At 60.0% G+C, this 15,331-nt stretch carries 12 protein-coding genes; 5 read left to right on the forward strand and 7 right to left on the reverse strand.

The genetic code is table 11. The features are described from left to right. Positions 1-11 precede the first annotated feature (11 nt). Together MOV61_RS04975 and MOV61_RS04980 are read left to right on the forward strand one after the other, a co-directional pair. Positions 12-203, forward strand: coding sequence for a hypothetical protein (locus tag MOV61_RS04975; protein ID WP_247032353.1), 192 nt, complete (start codon positions 12-14; stop codon positions 201-203). A 200-nt stretch (positions 204-403) separates the two neighbouring features. Then, complete coding sequence (locus tag MOV61_RS04980) at positions 404-1,162, forward strand: GGDEF domain-containing protein (RefSeq protein WP_247135796.1); 759 nt, start codon at positions 404-406, stop codon at positions 1,160-1,162. Between the two features lie 55 nt (positions 1,163-1,217). Here the strand turns inward: MOV61_RS04980 and MOV61_RS04985 are convergent, their stop codons facing one another. The 7 genes from MOV61_RS04985 to MOV61_RS05015 form a co-directional block, all read right to left on the reverse strand. Then, positions 1,218-2,324, reverse strand: a complete 1,107-nt coding sequence (locus MOV61_RS04985; protein WP_247135797.1) for a glycoside hydrolase — start codon at positions 2,322-2,324, stop codon at positions 1,218-1,220. 22 nt (positions 2,325-2,346) lie between these two features. Further along, positions 2,347-3,519, reverse strand: coding sequence for a polysaccharide pyruvyl transferase family protein (locus MOV61_RS04990; protein WP_038544743.1), 1,173 nt, complete (start codon positions 3,517-3,519; stop codon positions 2,347-2,349). 53 nt (positions 3,520-3,572) lie between these two features. Next, on the reverse strand, positions 3,573-4,751 hold the full coding sequence (locus MOV61_RS04995; RefSeq protein ID WP_038544745.1) for a polysaccharide pyruvyl transferase family protein: 1,179 nt from the start codon (positions 4,749-4,751) through the stop codon (positions 3,573-3,575). Positions 4,752-4,790: 39 nt separating this feature from the next. Continuing rightward, positions 4,791-7,469: a glycosyltransferase gene (locus tag MOV61_RS05000; protein WP_247135798.1), complete on the reverse strand. Its 2,679-nt coding sequence runs from the start codon at positions 7,467-7,469 to the stop codon at positions 4,791-4,793. After that, the gene (locus tag MOV61_RS05005; RefSeq protein WP_247135799.1) at positions 7,459-8,940 is read right to left on the reverse strand and encodes a DUF6212 domain-containing protein; all 1,482 of its coding nucleotides are present in this window, start codon (positions 8,938-8,940) and stop codon (positions 7,459-7,461) included. Before MOV61_RS05005 ends, MOV61_RS05000 begins: the two co-directional genes overlap by 11 nt. 205 nt (positions 8,941-9,145) lie before the next feature. Further along, complete coding sequence (locus MOV61_RS05010) at positions 9,146-10,369, reverse strand: glycosyltransferase family 4 protein (protein WP_247135800.1); 1,224 nt, start codon at positions 10,367-10,369, stop codon at positions 9,146-9,148. A gap of 44 nt (positions 10,370-10,413) precedes the next feature. Next, complete coding sequence (locus MOV61_RS05015) at positions 10,414-10,926, reverse strand: MarR family transcriptional regulator (protein WP_046600977.1); 513 nt, start codon at positions 10,924-10,926, stop codon at positions 10,414-10,416. Between the two features lie 256 nt (positions 10,927-11,182). Here MOV61_RS05015 and MOV61_RS05020 point away from each other — a divergent pair, with 256 nt between their 5' ends. From MOV61_RS05020 to MOV61_RS05030, 3 genes are all read left to right on the forward strand, one after another. Continuing rightward, positions 11,183-12,943: a type I secretion system permease/ATPase gene (locus tag MOV61_RS05020; protein ID WP_038544756.1), complete on the forward strand. Its 1,761-nt coding sequence runs from the start codon at positions 11,183-11,185 to the stop codon at positions 12,941-12,943. 17 nt (positions 12,944-12,960) lie between these two features. Continuing rightward, positions 12,961-14,361 carry an HlyD family type I secretion periplasmic adaptor subunit gene (locus MOV61_RS05025; RefSeq protein ID WP_247135801.1) on the forward strand — a complete coding sequence of 467 codons (1,401 nt, stop codon included), beginning with the start codon at positions 12,961-12,963 and terminating at the stop codon, positions 14,359-14,361. Between the two features lie 271 nt (positions 14,362-14,632). After that, the gene (locus MOV61_RS05030) at positions 14,633-15,292 is read left to right on the forward strand and encodes a calcium-binding protein (protein ID WP_038544758.1); all 660 of its coding nucleotides are present in this window, start codon (positions 14,633-14,635) and stop codon (positions 15,290-15,292) included. Positions 15,293-15,331 lie beyond the last annotated feature (39 nt).

Consider the following 15,331-nt stretch of genomic DNA (forward strand, 5'->3'; position numbering starts at 1 on the left):
AGGAGAATATCATGGCCCAGGAGCACCTGGATGCGGTAGAAGCGGCAATCGAAAACCTCGTGAAGCGCAGGCGCGAGCTCGTCGCAGCCCTTGTATCGAGCATCACGCAGACCCATACTGACGAGCTTCTGAGGGCGCAAAGCGCCTTGGAAGCGCTCTATCACGCAAAGGCTGACGAACATCAGCGGATGCCATCCATCTAGGAAACTGGCGGCATCAAGGAAATCTGAACCAATGCCGGCTCTGCGCCAACGGCATCGGCGATAGGCCTCCCAGGCTAGTGATCCGGTTGATCGTGGCGATCAAATTCTTCGTACCCTGTTAAAATACCATAGGATTTATTCACCCGGTATTTCACGGAATATCTCAAAGATAGAGACCACCACAAAAGCTCCGCCAACCGATGACCCTGTATTCCCGTTTTCGCCAAGCTTTACTCATACCGCATATCAAGACGGCAATGCTCCGCACCCTCGCGGCTGCGATTGGAGCGATCGCGATTGTTTGGGTATTGAGCCTGCTTGTTCCCCAACGTCCGTTCTGGGTGGAACTGACAGCCGTGGCGTTGATATCGGCTGCTGTTACATTTCCGCTTCAATTGGCGCTTTATCTCCGTAACGAAGCGCTTCGTGATACCCAAGAAGAGCTTCGGCAGGCGCTCGGTCGTGCCCCCGTCACAGGCACGATGCGCGCCGGCGAATTTGCGAATTCGGTCGAGCATGCGATAGAACGCAGACGCATAAGCAGCACGGAAAGCTCCGATGGTGTCTTGCTCGTTCTCAGGATTGATGATTTCGATGCGATCGATCGCCGTTACGGTCCACAATGGGCTGATACACTGCTTCAATCGATGGTCCGGATCGTATATTCTTCCGTGCGTTTTGGTGATCTCGTCGCCCGCCTTGCCTCGGACGAACTCGGCATCTATCTGCCCGGCACGTCAACGGAAAATGCCGGCAAGATCTGCGAGCGTATCCGCATGCAGGTAAGGGAAACCACGTTCACAGCCGGACAGGAGCGGCAGATATCGGTGACGGTGCGGCTTGGCGGCACCAGGGTCGAGCACCAAACCGACTTTCAGGCGCTGCGCGAGGCTGCCAACCGAGCCGCCATCGCGGAGGAGGAGGCCGGCTCGCCCCTGTTCCGGGAACGGTTCTCTTGAACGGGAAACCCTAGCGTCTGCCCCGCATATTCGGCCTTCGAGGTCGTGGATTTTCCTACCTCGCGTCGCCGTTACCCGTTTTCGTGGCCGCGACGCCGGCCGGGCTTAAGGCGCCGCAGCGCCAGACGCTATAGACCGGTTGGGTGTCCCAGTCATAATAGAAGGCCGCTCTCAGCCTTCCTTCGTCCATCAGCTCTTCAAAGCTGCGGCGCATCGCACGAACCGCCACTTCCCGTTGGCGATCGTCGACCGGGCAGGAAAGTGCGGTGTTGGCAATGCCCCATTCGGTTACCCAGCACGGCTTGCCTTGACCTTCAGGCCGGCAGAAGTTGAGAAGCTTTCTGACATAGCGTGTCAGCGCCGCATCGTCCTTGCGCCCCGGATAGAGATGAATTCCATAGCCATCGACCAGCGCATCGATCCCTCGGGCCTGCAGGAGTGGGATGAATTCGCCGGGGTCGAGCCGCTCCATGCCACGGCTATCGGCCTCGCTTATGCCGACATCGGAAAGCCCGGCCGAGATCAAAAGCGCCTCGCGGCTATGGACCGTCGCCCGCAACTCCTCCCGCGTGATGCGAACGGCACCGACATAGGCGTCAAGCCCGCGCCCGAACGCCGTGCGGTCTGCGACTTCCGAGGCGTTGCGCGGTGTCCGTCGCCCGGGCTTTTCGTAGACGACGAGGTCGCCGTTGTAGGCGCTGTAGTTTATCTCGTTTCCGGGCTCGACCGCGTCGATGCGAATGCCCATGCCGTCGATGCGGCGAAGGGCCGAGCGCAATTGCGACCGGTAAAGGTCAAGGTCGAGATCTGAAAGCCGCTGAACATCCCAGATACGGCCGAAACCGGTGCGGGGACGCACCCCCTGGGGATAATAATCCTTGTTGCCGAACTGGATCTCGAGAAGGATTTTCAGCCCGAGCCGGTCCGCGATTTCGAGCGCATCGATGCTCCTGTCCACCGGCATTGACAGCGAAAGCCGGACATGGGTGATGCCACTCGCCGCGATTTCCTTCAGGATGCGCTCCTGATCGGCGCGAGAAAGCCAGGCGAGGTTTACCCGGTTGACGCCGATGCGATCGATAGCCACATCGCGCGCGCCCGCCGGCGGCACCGGAGCAAACGCCCAGAACACCGCCAGCGCGCAGGCAAGGATCGCGCGCATCCGCACCGCCGCCTTCATCCGCTCAAAGTCCGATCTGCCCCAGAGCACTGCGGAAATTCGCCTCGCACGCGGAATAACGGTCGATCACGGCCTGCGTGTCGATCTTGCCGAGGAAATTGGCGAGATAGGCGCGCTTGTCCGTCTCCCTGTTCCAGGTGGAGGCCTCGATATAAGGGAAGCCGATGAATTCCAGCATCTCCCGCATCCGGTCGTCGACGGCGATCATCAGGGCGGGCGTGCCGGCCTGCATGCCGATGATGCAGCCATGGAAGCGGCGGCCGAAGCAGAGATCTCGCTCCGACATTGCCCCGCGCCACTGGTTCGTATCGAAATAGACCAGCAACTCGTATTTCCGCTGCCATTTCTCCGAATGCTTGTATTCCGTGCCCCCGGTGATGCGCGCACTCGACCGGTCATAGGCGATGTCAGTGTCGCTGCCGGTCAGCGAAAGGTTGTAGGCAACAAGTTCGTCCTGCACGACATAGCTTGCGACACTGTCGGGCTTGAGCAGTGCGTGGGCGTCAACGATGGTGTCGGCGACGCTGCCGAGATAGCCGCCGAAGGCGATCTTCTGGGCTTCCGCCAGCGCCGGGTTGGCGAGCGCGGTCAGCGAACGTTTCATATCATTCGGCGAGAAATAGAGTGACGGGCAGCCCGTCGGCTTGACGAACTTCATCCCCTGCTCCCGCAGGAATTCGGCTGTGAAGTAACCGCGCGTGAGGAAGAAACTTTCCTTGTTCCGCAACACGTCCAGGAACTTGAGCGTACCGGCCGGCAATTGATCCTTGAGGCCCTCCTTGCGCTGGATGCCGATGCCCATCACCACGACCGGCATCGTCAGCTTCGCGAAGATTTCCGCCTCGAGATCGGCGGAATAGCCGGGCCGCAGCAGATTGGCGGAGGCGAAGACGCAGAGATCGAACTCGCTGTTCACCTGCTCGAAAATCTCGTTCGACTCCCGATTGTTGGCCAGATGCCAGAACGGCAGATAGGTGACGTTATGGCCGCGCAGGCTCTCGGCCGCTCCCTCGCCGATCAGGTAGTTGCCGGTATTGGCGATCTTCCTGACCTGCGCGATCAGATCCTTTTTTGTCCTCGTCTCGTCGAAATAGGGCCGATGGATAACGGTCGTGCCGGAGACGTCCGCAATCGTCCGCTGCAGATAGGATGGAATGCCCGTAAGCAAGATACGCATGACTGTCCTCTGAACCGAAGGGTGATGGCCCGCGGGCCCTGGATAGGGCCTCGCTAAAGGCCGATGCCAATTTCGCGAAGCGTGGTGCGGAAGGCGCTCTCGCGATCGGAATACCGGTCGACGAGTTCGCTGGTGTTGAGCTGCGTCAGATGGTCGGCCACGAACTCGGCGCGATTCTCCGCCTTGTCGACCTCCGTGATGTCGACAGCCGGCAGGCCGGTGAAGCCCAGCATCTCGCGCATGCGGTCGTCCACCGCCACCATCAGACTGGGCACGGCCGCCTGCATGGCGATGATCGAACCGTGAAAACGCCGGCCGAAATTGAAATCCATCGAGGAGGCCCAGCCGCGCCACTGGTTGTTGTCGAAGAAGGTGCGAACCTCGAACCGCTGCTTCTCCCGTTCAGTGCCGGGATAAGTCAGATCGCCGATCATCCGGCCCGACGCGGAATCATAGACACGTCCCTCGTCATTTGGTTCCACCTTCATATCGAAGTGAAGGAACTCGTCCTGCACGACGTATGGCGGTACGGTATCCTCAGGAGCGAGCGCGTTCGCATCGAGGATCGCGTCCTGATTGCCGCCGAGATAACCCGAAAAAATGGTCTTCGCCTTGCCGATCTTGACGCTCGGCAGCTTCTTCATCGACCGGCGCATGTTGTCCGGCATGAAATAGACGGAAGGGCAGCCGGTCGGGCGCACGAAGGAAAAACCCTGATCCTTCAGGAAGCCCGCGGACTCGTAGCCGCGTGTCAGGAAATAGTGCTCTCGCTCCTTCAGGACGGCCAGAAGCCGCTTCGTTCCTTCCGGAAGATTGTTTTCCAGGTCCTTGCGGTTCTGCAACCCGATGCCCAGCATGACGATCGGCATGTTGAGCCGGCTCAGCACATCCGCCTCGGCATCCGCGGAAAGCCCCTTGCGCAACAGGTTGGCGCAGGTGAAGACGCAGATATCGAAATTGGCGTTGAACTCATCGAACCCGCTGCCGCTCTTGCTCAGATTGTAGAGATGCCAGAAGGGAACCTGCTTGGCATGCGGCGCGAGCGCCCGCAGGGCGCCTTCGCCGATCAGGTAGTTCCCGGTATTGCTGATGTTGCGCAGCTCCTGCAGGAACTCCTCTTTCGTTTCCGGCTGCTTCTGCCGCTCCGAATAGGAGACGGACGAACCATGGGCGCCATTGGCAAGGCGCGTGTAGTGACCGGGAATACCCGTCACGAGAATTCGCGGGCGCATTCGACAAGACCTTTCTGTTTCAAAGGAGCGGCCCGGCAATCAGCCAGCTGCCGCGACCACGGGATTTGCCGCCGCCTGCTCGCGAAAGACCGCGGCGCGGGACAGTGACGAATTTTTCACGGACCGATCGCTCCACGCGATGAACTCCGAGAAGGAGGAAGTCCATGACCGGTGTGCGGCGGTTCTGATGCAGCCCTCCATGAGCGGTGCAAGTTTTCCGCGATTGCGCGCAACCTCTTCAATGATGCGTGCCATCTCCCTCACCATCTGAGGATCGGAAGCCGCGTTGATGAGTATGCCGTCCTCGCCGTCGCAAATGAGCTCGTCCACCGCGCCGACCGCGGTCGCGATGGGCACGCAGCCGAGTTGCTGTGCCTCGGCGATCATCAACGGCGCGCCCTCCCACCGTGACGGCATGAGGAGAACATCGGCCCAGCCGAGCGCCTTGATGAGATCCTTGCTCGCAAAGACCGGCGGGCGCACGTCCACGCCGAGGTCCTTCAGCCGTTCACTCCAGGAGACCCTGGAATCGGCAAGAATTTCTCCCCCGATAGCCCGGGCGTCGAAGGCGACGTTGGAGGCCCGCAATTCCGCAAGCACCGCCGCCAGCCTGTCGATGCCCTTCTGCTGGTCAAACCGGCCCATGTAGAGAATCCGCAAGCGGTCATCCTTGCGCTCAATCCGCCTGACGGCCAGAACCTCCGCCAGGGCTTTGGGCGGCACCGAAAAGCTCGCACCGTTCGCAACGGCGAAAACCTTCTCGTGCGGGACACCGTAGCTGTGCAGATAGATCTTGAGCTGTTCGGAGCAGGTCAGGAAGGCATCATAGCAATGCTCGTGGGCAATCGCTGCGAAGGGCTGACCGGCGGGTCTCTTGAAGCCCGTGTTGTCCACGACGTGCAGATAGCAGGCGGTGCGCGTGCCTTCGGAGCGCAGTCGCGCGATGAGGGGATGGACGGCCATCACGTGGTTGTTGATCACCAGGTCGAAACCGGAAAGCTGCCCTTTGAGCGCCTGCCAGTCGACAGAATGCTCCTCGGCGATGAAATCCTGTCCGAGGAAAGAACCCGAACCTCCCCAGGCCGGAATTCCTGCCTCCCAGAAATGGATGTAGTCGAAGCTGGCATCGAATTCGTCGATCACGTCCATCCGGGACGTGCCGAGCACGAAGAGGTGGGTCTCGTAACCGGCCGCCTTCAACTCCCGGGCCGCGGCATAGACGACCTTTTCAGCCCCGCCGAACGAGGCGTTCGGCACGAGCAGCGCCACGGTGCGTTTGCCCTCGTTGTGTCCGAGCGGCAGGATCGGCGATCCTCCGATCTCCTTGCGCAACGCTTTGTGGAGATCGGTATAGGGCACGAGCCGCGCCGGACGCCAGGTCCACCGCCTGCCCGCCGTCTCGCGGAGGGGGCTCGAAGCAATCGCGTTGAGGCAATTGATCATCACCTGTTGAGGCGTGATGAGAGAGCGGCGCGGAAGGCTTCTTGGAAAAGGGAAGCGCACTTTCAGAACGGCCGATGTCGGCCATACCTGCTGGCTTGCGATCGAGGCGAACCAGTCGACGGCATTGTTCTGGACCACGTCCTGGACGATCCGGGTCGACAGGAAAACGAGATCGGCGGGGCCGATTTTTTGCGCGCCCGGCCCATGAATGACCGGCTCGATCTTGCGCTGGGAGGCATCGTTGGCGAGCTGGACGAAGACGACGTTGCTCACCTCGCTCAGACGCTCGAGATGAGCAAGCACGTTCGGCAGCATGCGCGAGCGTCGCAGAAGATCGAGCGCCGCGCCGCTTCCGGCGACCAGGAATGGCGGAAAATGTTCATTGTCCGGTTCGCCGATATTGCCCCAGAAGGCCGGGATAATGTCGTCGAGGCGAAGCATCGTCGGTGGTTTGGTGGGATCGGTGAAGAAGGAGATCGCCGTATCTTCCGTCCGCGCAAACAGGTAGCGCGGGCAATCCTCATGCTCGAAATCCACCAGCATCGGGCGCTGGAACAACGGCATGTGGCGCTTGCGCAGGAAACTGACCGACGTGGCGCGGTCGCGGTTCGCCTCCTTGAAGCGGCTTTCCGCCCTCAGCCTGTATTCGAAGACGGTGTCGTGGCAGGGGATGCCGACGAAACCGTGCTCGATGCACGACAGCCAGAATTCCCAATCCTCGAAACCGTTCTGCCGGTCGTCATTGAAGCGGACGCCGTCCTTAAAAACCTCGATCGAGATCATCGATCCCGTATCGCAGATATTGTCGGTGATGCAGTGCACCAGCCGCGAATAGCGATTGCCGTAATGGGCGCGCCAGCTGACCGAAAATGTGTCGATATTCGTATAAACCCACCCGCAGCCGCTGGCGACGAGCTGCCGGTAAAGCGTTTCGATCGTGCCGGGAAGGATGCGGTTGTCGGCATCGAGGAAATAGACGGCCTTCGCCTCGGGAAAGTGCTCGATGACGAAATCGATGGCGCGATTGCGTGCGCCGCCCGGGCCGGCGTTCCGGCCGAATATGACATGGATGCAAGGATGGGCCGCGGCGTAGAGCAGCAGCTGATCGAACGTCTCATGCCGCGGATCGCCGTCGACGGAGACGACGATGACGATCCGGCAGTTGCCGGGTTTCGAGGCAAGCACCGACTCGATCGCCTCAAGAGCAAGTGCCGCGTGACCGTAGAGAGGCATGGCCACGGCGATCAGGTCCGCTGGCTCCCTGTTACCGGACATCGGTGGCCTCCGTAAATTGCTTGACCATCCTGAAGCCCGACACTTTAAGCCAGGAGAAGTCGACGGAATCCGTCACTGCGCGGCTGAGGATCATCAGATCCATCGGGCCGCGTACCGGCTCGTCCAGCTGAATGTTGATATTGACGACCTCGCTGGAAGTGACTTCGCGCCATCCGCTGAAGAATGCCGATGGCCTGGCCGTGCCCTTTCGCGCGATCTCGGCCACTTCGGAACGCGCATTCGAATTTGCCGGCGCAAGCAGGAAGCTGACCGCCGCGGGCTTGCCTTCCGGATGATCGATAAAGGCCGTCACCGAAAAGGATATCGTTCCGGGCTCGACGGCGCGGCTGACCGCGCCGGCCGATATGCCGCTCGGCAATGGATGGCAGACGATGGCATGCTCATGCTCGAGGAATCGCACCGTCTGGAATTCCGGGACGATGGGCGTGACCGAAACGTCGGCGATCTGACTCAACGTAGCGACAGCCAAGCGATAGTCGACAGTGTACTGGCCTTCAAGCAGGTTGCTCGGCGCGATCATGTTGGGGGTTCTGGTGGGCTTGACCCCGGGCAACCCCGTGAACACCTTGAACGCCAGCGGGCGCAGGTCGAGATCCGGATGCGGAAGTTCCGAGCGCGCCGAATAACGCTCGCCGGCGATCGGATAGCCGAGCGAAAGGCCGATAGTCTCCGGCCCGGTCGCAGAGATCCGCAGCCGCAACGTGCGCGCAGCTCCCCCACAGGCGCGGGGCAGCGAGAAGAAATTCCAGTTCGGCACGAGCTGCGCATAGGGGACAGTCCACTCGGCAACCCCTTCGCCGCTCTCGAGATAGCTCAACGCGACGACAAGCTCTCCGCTGACTCTGGGCACCGAGTGAAGGTGAAGGGCAAACCCCGCCACGCCAAGGCTGGATACCGGCAGAAGTTGCTCGATAAAGGCTGCGGCAAGTAGCGGCCCGATGCCCTCGTCCTTCGGATCAGCATACGGATCGTGGGAGAAAATCTCCGAAACCGGCTCCCAGTTTCGCGCCTGGAACGCATCTTCGAGCGCCCGGTAGTTTTCCAGCAGCGTTTCTCGTTCCCTTCGCAGGATCGCAAGCTCCGAAGTGATCGAGGCGCTGTATCGCGCAAGCCGGCCGACGCTGCCTTCGGTCAGAGCCTGCAGAAGCGGGAGGCTTTCCGGCCTGTTTGTGGGATCAAGCCGGCGGATGGGAACGGCGGGGACCGTGCCCAACGGTCCAAGCAGCGCCAAACCCGCCTGCAGATCCGCCTCTCCCTCGTCCGAATAGGCGACAGCGACCAATGGAAAAGCATTCTGCAATGTCACCGGAGGAAGGCCATCGGCATCGAGGAAAACGACCTGATGCTCGATATCGCTTCCTTCGAAGCAGGACCGATCCCGGACAGATGCCGCGATCAGCTTTCTCGTCACCAGTTGTTTCCCAATGCCGGAAGACGTCAAATTTAGCACGCACCGCCCCTGAAGAATTACCCTGCAACAAAGAACAAATATCCCGGATAACCAAACTTTATCAAAGTCATCCGGCGCCTTTGATGAGAAGCCTAACAACTAACATTGCAGCGCACAATAACAAAATTCAACCGATATAAAGAAATGAACTCAAAATATACTTTAAAAATTGAAGTAATAATCATGCAGCCGCTCCTTGAATGCCTCAAAACGGTTTTCCGGTCAGCTTTTCAATAATATTCTGTTGACGATTAAGGCATTCCGCTAGCCGGAAACGCCTCTCGACTGTCCGGCGCGCTGCAACGCGCATCGCGAAATGACGTTCCGGATTCGCTAGGGCGCCGAGAATGGCCTCGGCGAGTGCATCCGTATCGAAGAACGGCACCAGAAGGCCATTTTTGCCGGACCGTATGACCTCCTGAACGGGCGCGGTATCCGATCCGATGACCAGCGCGCCACACGCCATAGCCTCCAGCACCGACCAGGACAGGACGAAGGGATAGGTCAGGTACAGATGCGCGGACGAGATCTGGTAGATCTGCCGTAAGACCGAATGCGGCACCGGGCCGGGAAAGACGATATTCTCCTGCGGTATGTCCAGCGACTTGAGGAGGTGATCCTTCCACGCCCCGCCACCCGGCGGCGGCACGCCATAGCTGACACCGTCTCCTCCGACGAACACGAACAGAGCATCGGCCCGTTGGCGCACGACCTTGGCGGCCGCCTCGAGAGCCTGCGGGAATCCGCGATACGGCTCGAGATCGCGCGCGACAAAAGTGACGATGGGAGGACCATCGGCACTCAGCACGCGTCCATCTGGAAGCGTAGCCGAAGCTGTCGGGTCGGGTCGAAACCGCGCCGTATCGATCCCCTCGTGACACACTGAAATGCGCCCCCGGGCGTCGGCGGGATAGAGACTTCTCTGCCAATGGGTGGGGCTGATGCCGGCCTCGATGGCCTCGAGGGACAGGAGTTGCGCGACATTGCGCAGCCGCAGTCTCTTGCGCGTCTCCAGATCGGGCCGATCGTCGGGGGAGAACCCGATATCTGCCCCTTCCGACCGGTAGAAGAACTCGCAATACCCCAATGCGGGCACCTGCGGGAGCACATCCTTCAGGAACATCATGCTTCCCCAGCCGATATGGCCAACGACGACATCGGGAACCATCCCCTGCCGCACCATGGCATCGAGCGTCTCGGCGACGCGATGACCGATTCGCGCATGGTGATCGGGAGTCCCCATATGTCGGGCCATATGGGGATCTGCACGCGGCCCCGCTTCCGCTCGATGTCGAACGACTCGAACGGAAGGGATCTTCTGATCTATGGTCTCGGTGATGAGGCTGACCTCGTTGCCCGCCTGTGCGAGTTGAGCGGCCAGGGCAGCGAACTGACCGAAACCCCGTCGATGAACAAACGCCACGTGCATCGCGTCTATTCCCCCACGGCCAGGGGCACGCCCTCACCCACCATTCAAACGCCGTACCGTGGGGTGCTGCCCCAAGCCAGCTCGAGCTGATGCAAAGTCTGGAATGCCGTTTCAAGCATCCGTTGCTCCTGGTCGCCACGATTCACCGCGCGCTCATAAGCCATCGCCGCGTCACGGAGATTTGCCCTGAGCTGCCGCCCCTTCTCAGTCAGCTTGATGCGTGCGGACCGCTTGTCGCGCTGGGAGGCAACCCGATCGATGTAGTCACCATCGCCAAGCTGTTTCAGATAATAGGAAACGTTGGAGCCGACATAATGCCCCCGATCCAGGAGCTCGGCGACCGAGAGTTCCGAATCGCCGATTGCCAGCAGAATCATCGCCTGTGCCGGTCCGATATCGTCGACCCGAAGCTTGGTCAGCTCCGCACGGATCAGGCCCGAGAACCGACGGCTTGCCCGCTCCATGAGGCGAGCGAGCTCGAAATATGTAACCTGTTGGAGGTCCCCCAACTCTGCATCCTGAGGATGCTTGGGGTCTGTCTGTGCCGTCTGGCCCATTTGAACTGTCAGTTCGCCGTTCAGATCAACAGGCAAATTAAGCACAACTTCTTCTTTCATCCCACTCTCCATTTCAGGAAAATACTTCAAAAATTGAAGTAATATTCAACTACGCCCATTCCCCCCAATTGCCATGAGCTTGCATAAGCCCTCCGTTATGTGCCAGATTGGAGGAAGCAATACTATCCTTCGGTTTAGCTATAACGAAATACGTCCTCCGACTGATTGATCTAACGTTAACTTGAGGCAAATTGCCATGCGCGATACTGTTCAAAATGGGACAACAATCAAGGGGCAAATCCGGGGAGGTCGAAAACAAAGCAGCCCAGGGTTGCTGGTATCGCAAGCAAAACGTGTATTTCTGTCGGGATTATTTTATGCCGCGGCACTCAGCGTGTGCCTGAATTTGTTACAACTGACGATGCCTCTGTTCATGCTGCAGGTCCATGACCGGGTGCTCAACAGTCAGAGCATGGACACGCTTGGAATGCTCATCATTCTGGCCGTCGGCGCCCTTGTCGTGCTCGGTGTTCTGGAATTCATCCGCGCCCTCTCGTTCCAGGCCATGGGAGGTGCGCTTGTGCGCCGACTGAACATGCCCGTCCTGGCCGCCGCCGTTCAGGCCTCGGTCGACCAGGGCCTGTCGCGCGCCACCCAGTCGCTTCGGGACATCTCGGAATTGCGAAGTTTCCTGACCTCGTCAGCAGTCACTGCGCCCCTCGATGCGGCGTGGTCGCCGATTTTCCTTGGCGCCCTTTTCCTTTTGCATCCGCTTTTTGGTCTTATCGGAGCCGTTTCCGCCGCTCTGCTCCTCTGCGGCGGGCTGATTACGGACATTTTGACCCGCCAACTCACCAAGGAGGCGAATCAAACGAATATCGAGGCGGTGTCCAAGATCGGTGCTTCGCTGCGACATGCCGAGGCAATCGAGGCAATGGGCATGCTGCCGGCCCTGGCGGCCCGTTGGCGCGCCCTGCAACTGGAAGCCCTCAGCGCCTTTGAAACAAGCGGGCGCAGGAGCAAGGCGATGTCGTCCATTACCCGCAGCCTGCGCTATTCCATCCAGATCATTACCCTGTCGGCCGGTGCATTTCTGGTGCTGCAGCAGGAAATCACGCCCGGCGCGATGATGGCATCGAGCATCCTGGTTGGGCGCCTCCTGATTCCCTTCGATTCGCTCATCGACAATTGGCGGCAGTGGGTGCTGGCGGCCGGGGCCTGGCATCGTCTGGAGGCCATCCTCACGGCGGACGTTGCGATCCGCCAGACGATGCCGACGCCGCATTCGTCGGGCGACATCGTGGTCGACAAGCTCATTTACGCAGCCCCCGGCCTGGATGTGCCGATCATCAAGGGCATTTCTTTCTCCCTCTCTCCGGGCGAGGTTCTGGGCGTGATCGGCCCTTCCGCCGCGGGCAAATCGACACTTGCGCGCCTGCTGGTCGGCGTTCTGCGCCCCACATCCGGCGGTGTCTTCCTCGACGGCAACAATACCTATCTCTGGGAGCGCAGCTCGTTCGGCCAGATAGTCGGATACCTGCCGCAATCCGTCTCGCTTCTGGAAGGCACTATTCGGGAAAACATCGGGCGAATGGCGGACAGCGATCCATACAAGGTACTGGAGGCGGCGCGGCTGGCCGACATTCATGAAATGGTCGGGCGCCTGCCGCTCGGCTACGATACGCCGGTCGGCGACGGACATCTGACCCTTTCCGGAGGGCAGCGGCAGCGTATCGCGTTGGCGCGCTGCCTCTACAACCAACCTCGCCTCATCGTGCTCGACGAACCGAACGCGAATCTGGATGCGATCGGCGAGCGAGCCCTTATCCGCGCGATCCAGCGCGCCCGCGAGAGTGGCGCCATCGTCATCATTATCGCTCACAGGCCGGCCATCATGCAGGTCGCCGACAAGCTGCTCGTGCTTGAAAACGGCCGCATCACCCAGTTCGGACCGCGTACGTCCGTGGTTCCGGCCACGATGCCGGGCGAAACAGCCCGGGAGGTAGCCGCAATATGACCGGGCACAAACCCCTCATGATTGAGAAAAAGCCACTCGCGATCCGCGCCGATCTCTCCGAGCGCCAAATCCAGCGATATCAACCGGCCTTGCCGGATGCCGGCCCATCGAACCTGGAGTTCGACCAGTTTGACAGCCGTTCACCGCTACGCGGTCTCGTCATTGCGGGGCTCGCCACGATCCTCGTGTCCTTCGGCGGATTTTTTGCCTGGGGGTTTTCGGTCGAGCTCAGCAGCGCGACGGTCGCCAACGGCACGGTCATCGTCGATTCGAAACGGAAAACCATCAGCCATTTCGAAGGCGGCGTGATGAACCGATTGCTGGTCCAGGAGGGCGACAAGGTTACCGTCGGTCAGGCCCTGATCGAACTGGAGGATACGCGCGCCCGTTCCAGCCTCCGGTCGCTTCAGGCCCGGCGCATTGGCCTGATCGCCAAACTGGCTCGACTGAAAGCTGAACAGAATGACGCGCCGCAAGTCAGTTTTCCAAGCGATTTCGGCGACGCCTGGGGTGTTACGATCGACGACTCCGTCAGGGCGGAAACGATATTTTTTGAAAAGCGGCGCGAGACCAAGCTCGGACGCGTCGAGGTCCAGAGAAAGACGATCGAGGAACACCTCGAACTGGCAGCGTCATACGACATCCAGATCGAGGCGACCGACCGGCAAATCGGCTTCATCAAGGAGCACCGCGCGGCGATGGACTCATTGGTGAAGATAGGCGCCGCACCGCGTACCCAGATCATCGAGATCGACTCCAGGCTCAGTGAGCTTGCGAGGCAACGGGGCGAACTCGTCGGCAACAAGGCCCAGTCCGAAAAGGCCGCAGCCGGCGCGCAGCTTGCGCTGACTGGGATCGAAAGCGACTTTCAGTCGACGATCGCCGGCGAAATCGCCACCGCACGGGTCGATCTCGCCGACGTCGAACAACAGATCACCGCTTCGAAGGACGTGCTGCGGCGCCTTGAGATCCGCTCTCCGCAGGATGGCATCATCAGCAACATCTTGGTGCGCACCCCCGGCAGCGCAGTCACGCCCGGCCAACCGTTGCTTGAGATCGTTCCGGAGAATGAGCCGCTGCTGGTCGAGATGCGCGTCAATCCTCGCGACATCGACAGCATCGCCGTCGGCTCGCATACCCAGGTCCGGCTGACGGCCTATAATCAACGGTCCCGCCTGCCGATGGAAGGTACGGTCATTTATGTCGCCGCGGACCAGTCGGTCGACGAGAAATCAAACAGTGCGTTTTTCGTCGCGCGCGCCAAACTCGACCCGGCATCGCTCAAGGCGAACCCTGATGTGCGCCTCTATCCCGGCATGCCGGCAGAAGTGCTGATCATCCACCAGCCACGCCGCGCGATCGACTACATCACCTCCCCCGTCCTCGAAAGTTTCAATCGCGCTTTCAGGGAAGATTAGTATCTGAATGGAAAGAAATGCTGCAAAGCAGAAATTGTTTCAAATATTGAATTTGTTTCAAAGTAAAATACGGAAATTTTAATTTATATAACTGGAGATTATCGGGGTAATGTGCCAGTAATATTCAATTCATGAAATATATTTCCCAACATATGGCATTTTTGTCTCAAGACATGCTTGCGCTTCGGTTTTTTGCAGTGCACATTTCAAGCGCGAAATCGTCGCACCCGCGCCGACAACGCACTCGTACAAACCTGAAGAGGAGAGGCAGATGGCCACATTGGAAGGCGGAGCATACGACGATGCCCTGTTCGGTTCCCGCTTCAACGACTTCATCCGCGCCCATGGGGGCGATGATTTCGTAAACGGCGGTAACGGGCACGACATCGTGTTCGGCGGTGAAGGTGACGACATCCTGTTCGGCGGAAAGGGACATGACACCCTGTTCGGCGACGAGGGCGACGACTTGCTGAACGGTGGAGATGGCAACGACAATCTTGTCGGCGGCTGGGGTGATGATCTTCTTTACGGCGACAAGGGCAATGACACCTTGCTCGGCGGACATGGCAATGATCTCCTGTCCGGCGGCAAGGGTGCTGACATCCTCTACGGCGGCGACGGCAACGACATCATCGATGGCGGCGCTGGCAACGATATCCTGGTCGGCGGTGCTGGCCATGACGTCTTCGTGTTCGGCGGCGGCGGCGGCAATGACGTCATTCTCGACTTCACCGCTGGCGAGGATATCCTGCAGATCTCGAAGGGCATCAATGGCCTCGACGTGACCTCGCCGGACGATCTGGCCTCGCGCGTCACCCAGGTCGGCGGCAATGTCGTCGTCGATCTCGGCCATGGCGATACGCTGACATTGGTCAATGTCGACGCTGACGACATTCATGCCAATCCCGAGAACTACTTCACCGTTCACTGAGCATGATTTCTGCGCGCCCTGCCTCCTCCCGCGGGGCGC

The sequence above is a fragment of the Neorhizobium sp. BETTINA12A genome (genome assembly GCF_023006485.1).
Classification (GTDB): domain Bacteria; phylum Pseudomonadota; class Alphaproteobacteria; order Rhizobiales; family Rhizobiaceae; genus Neorhizobium.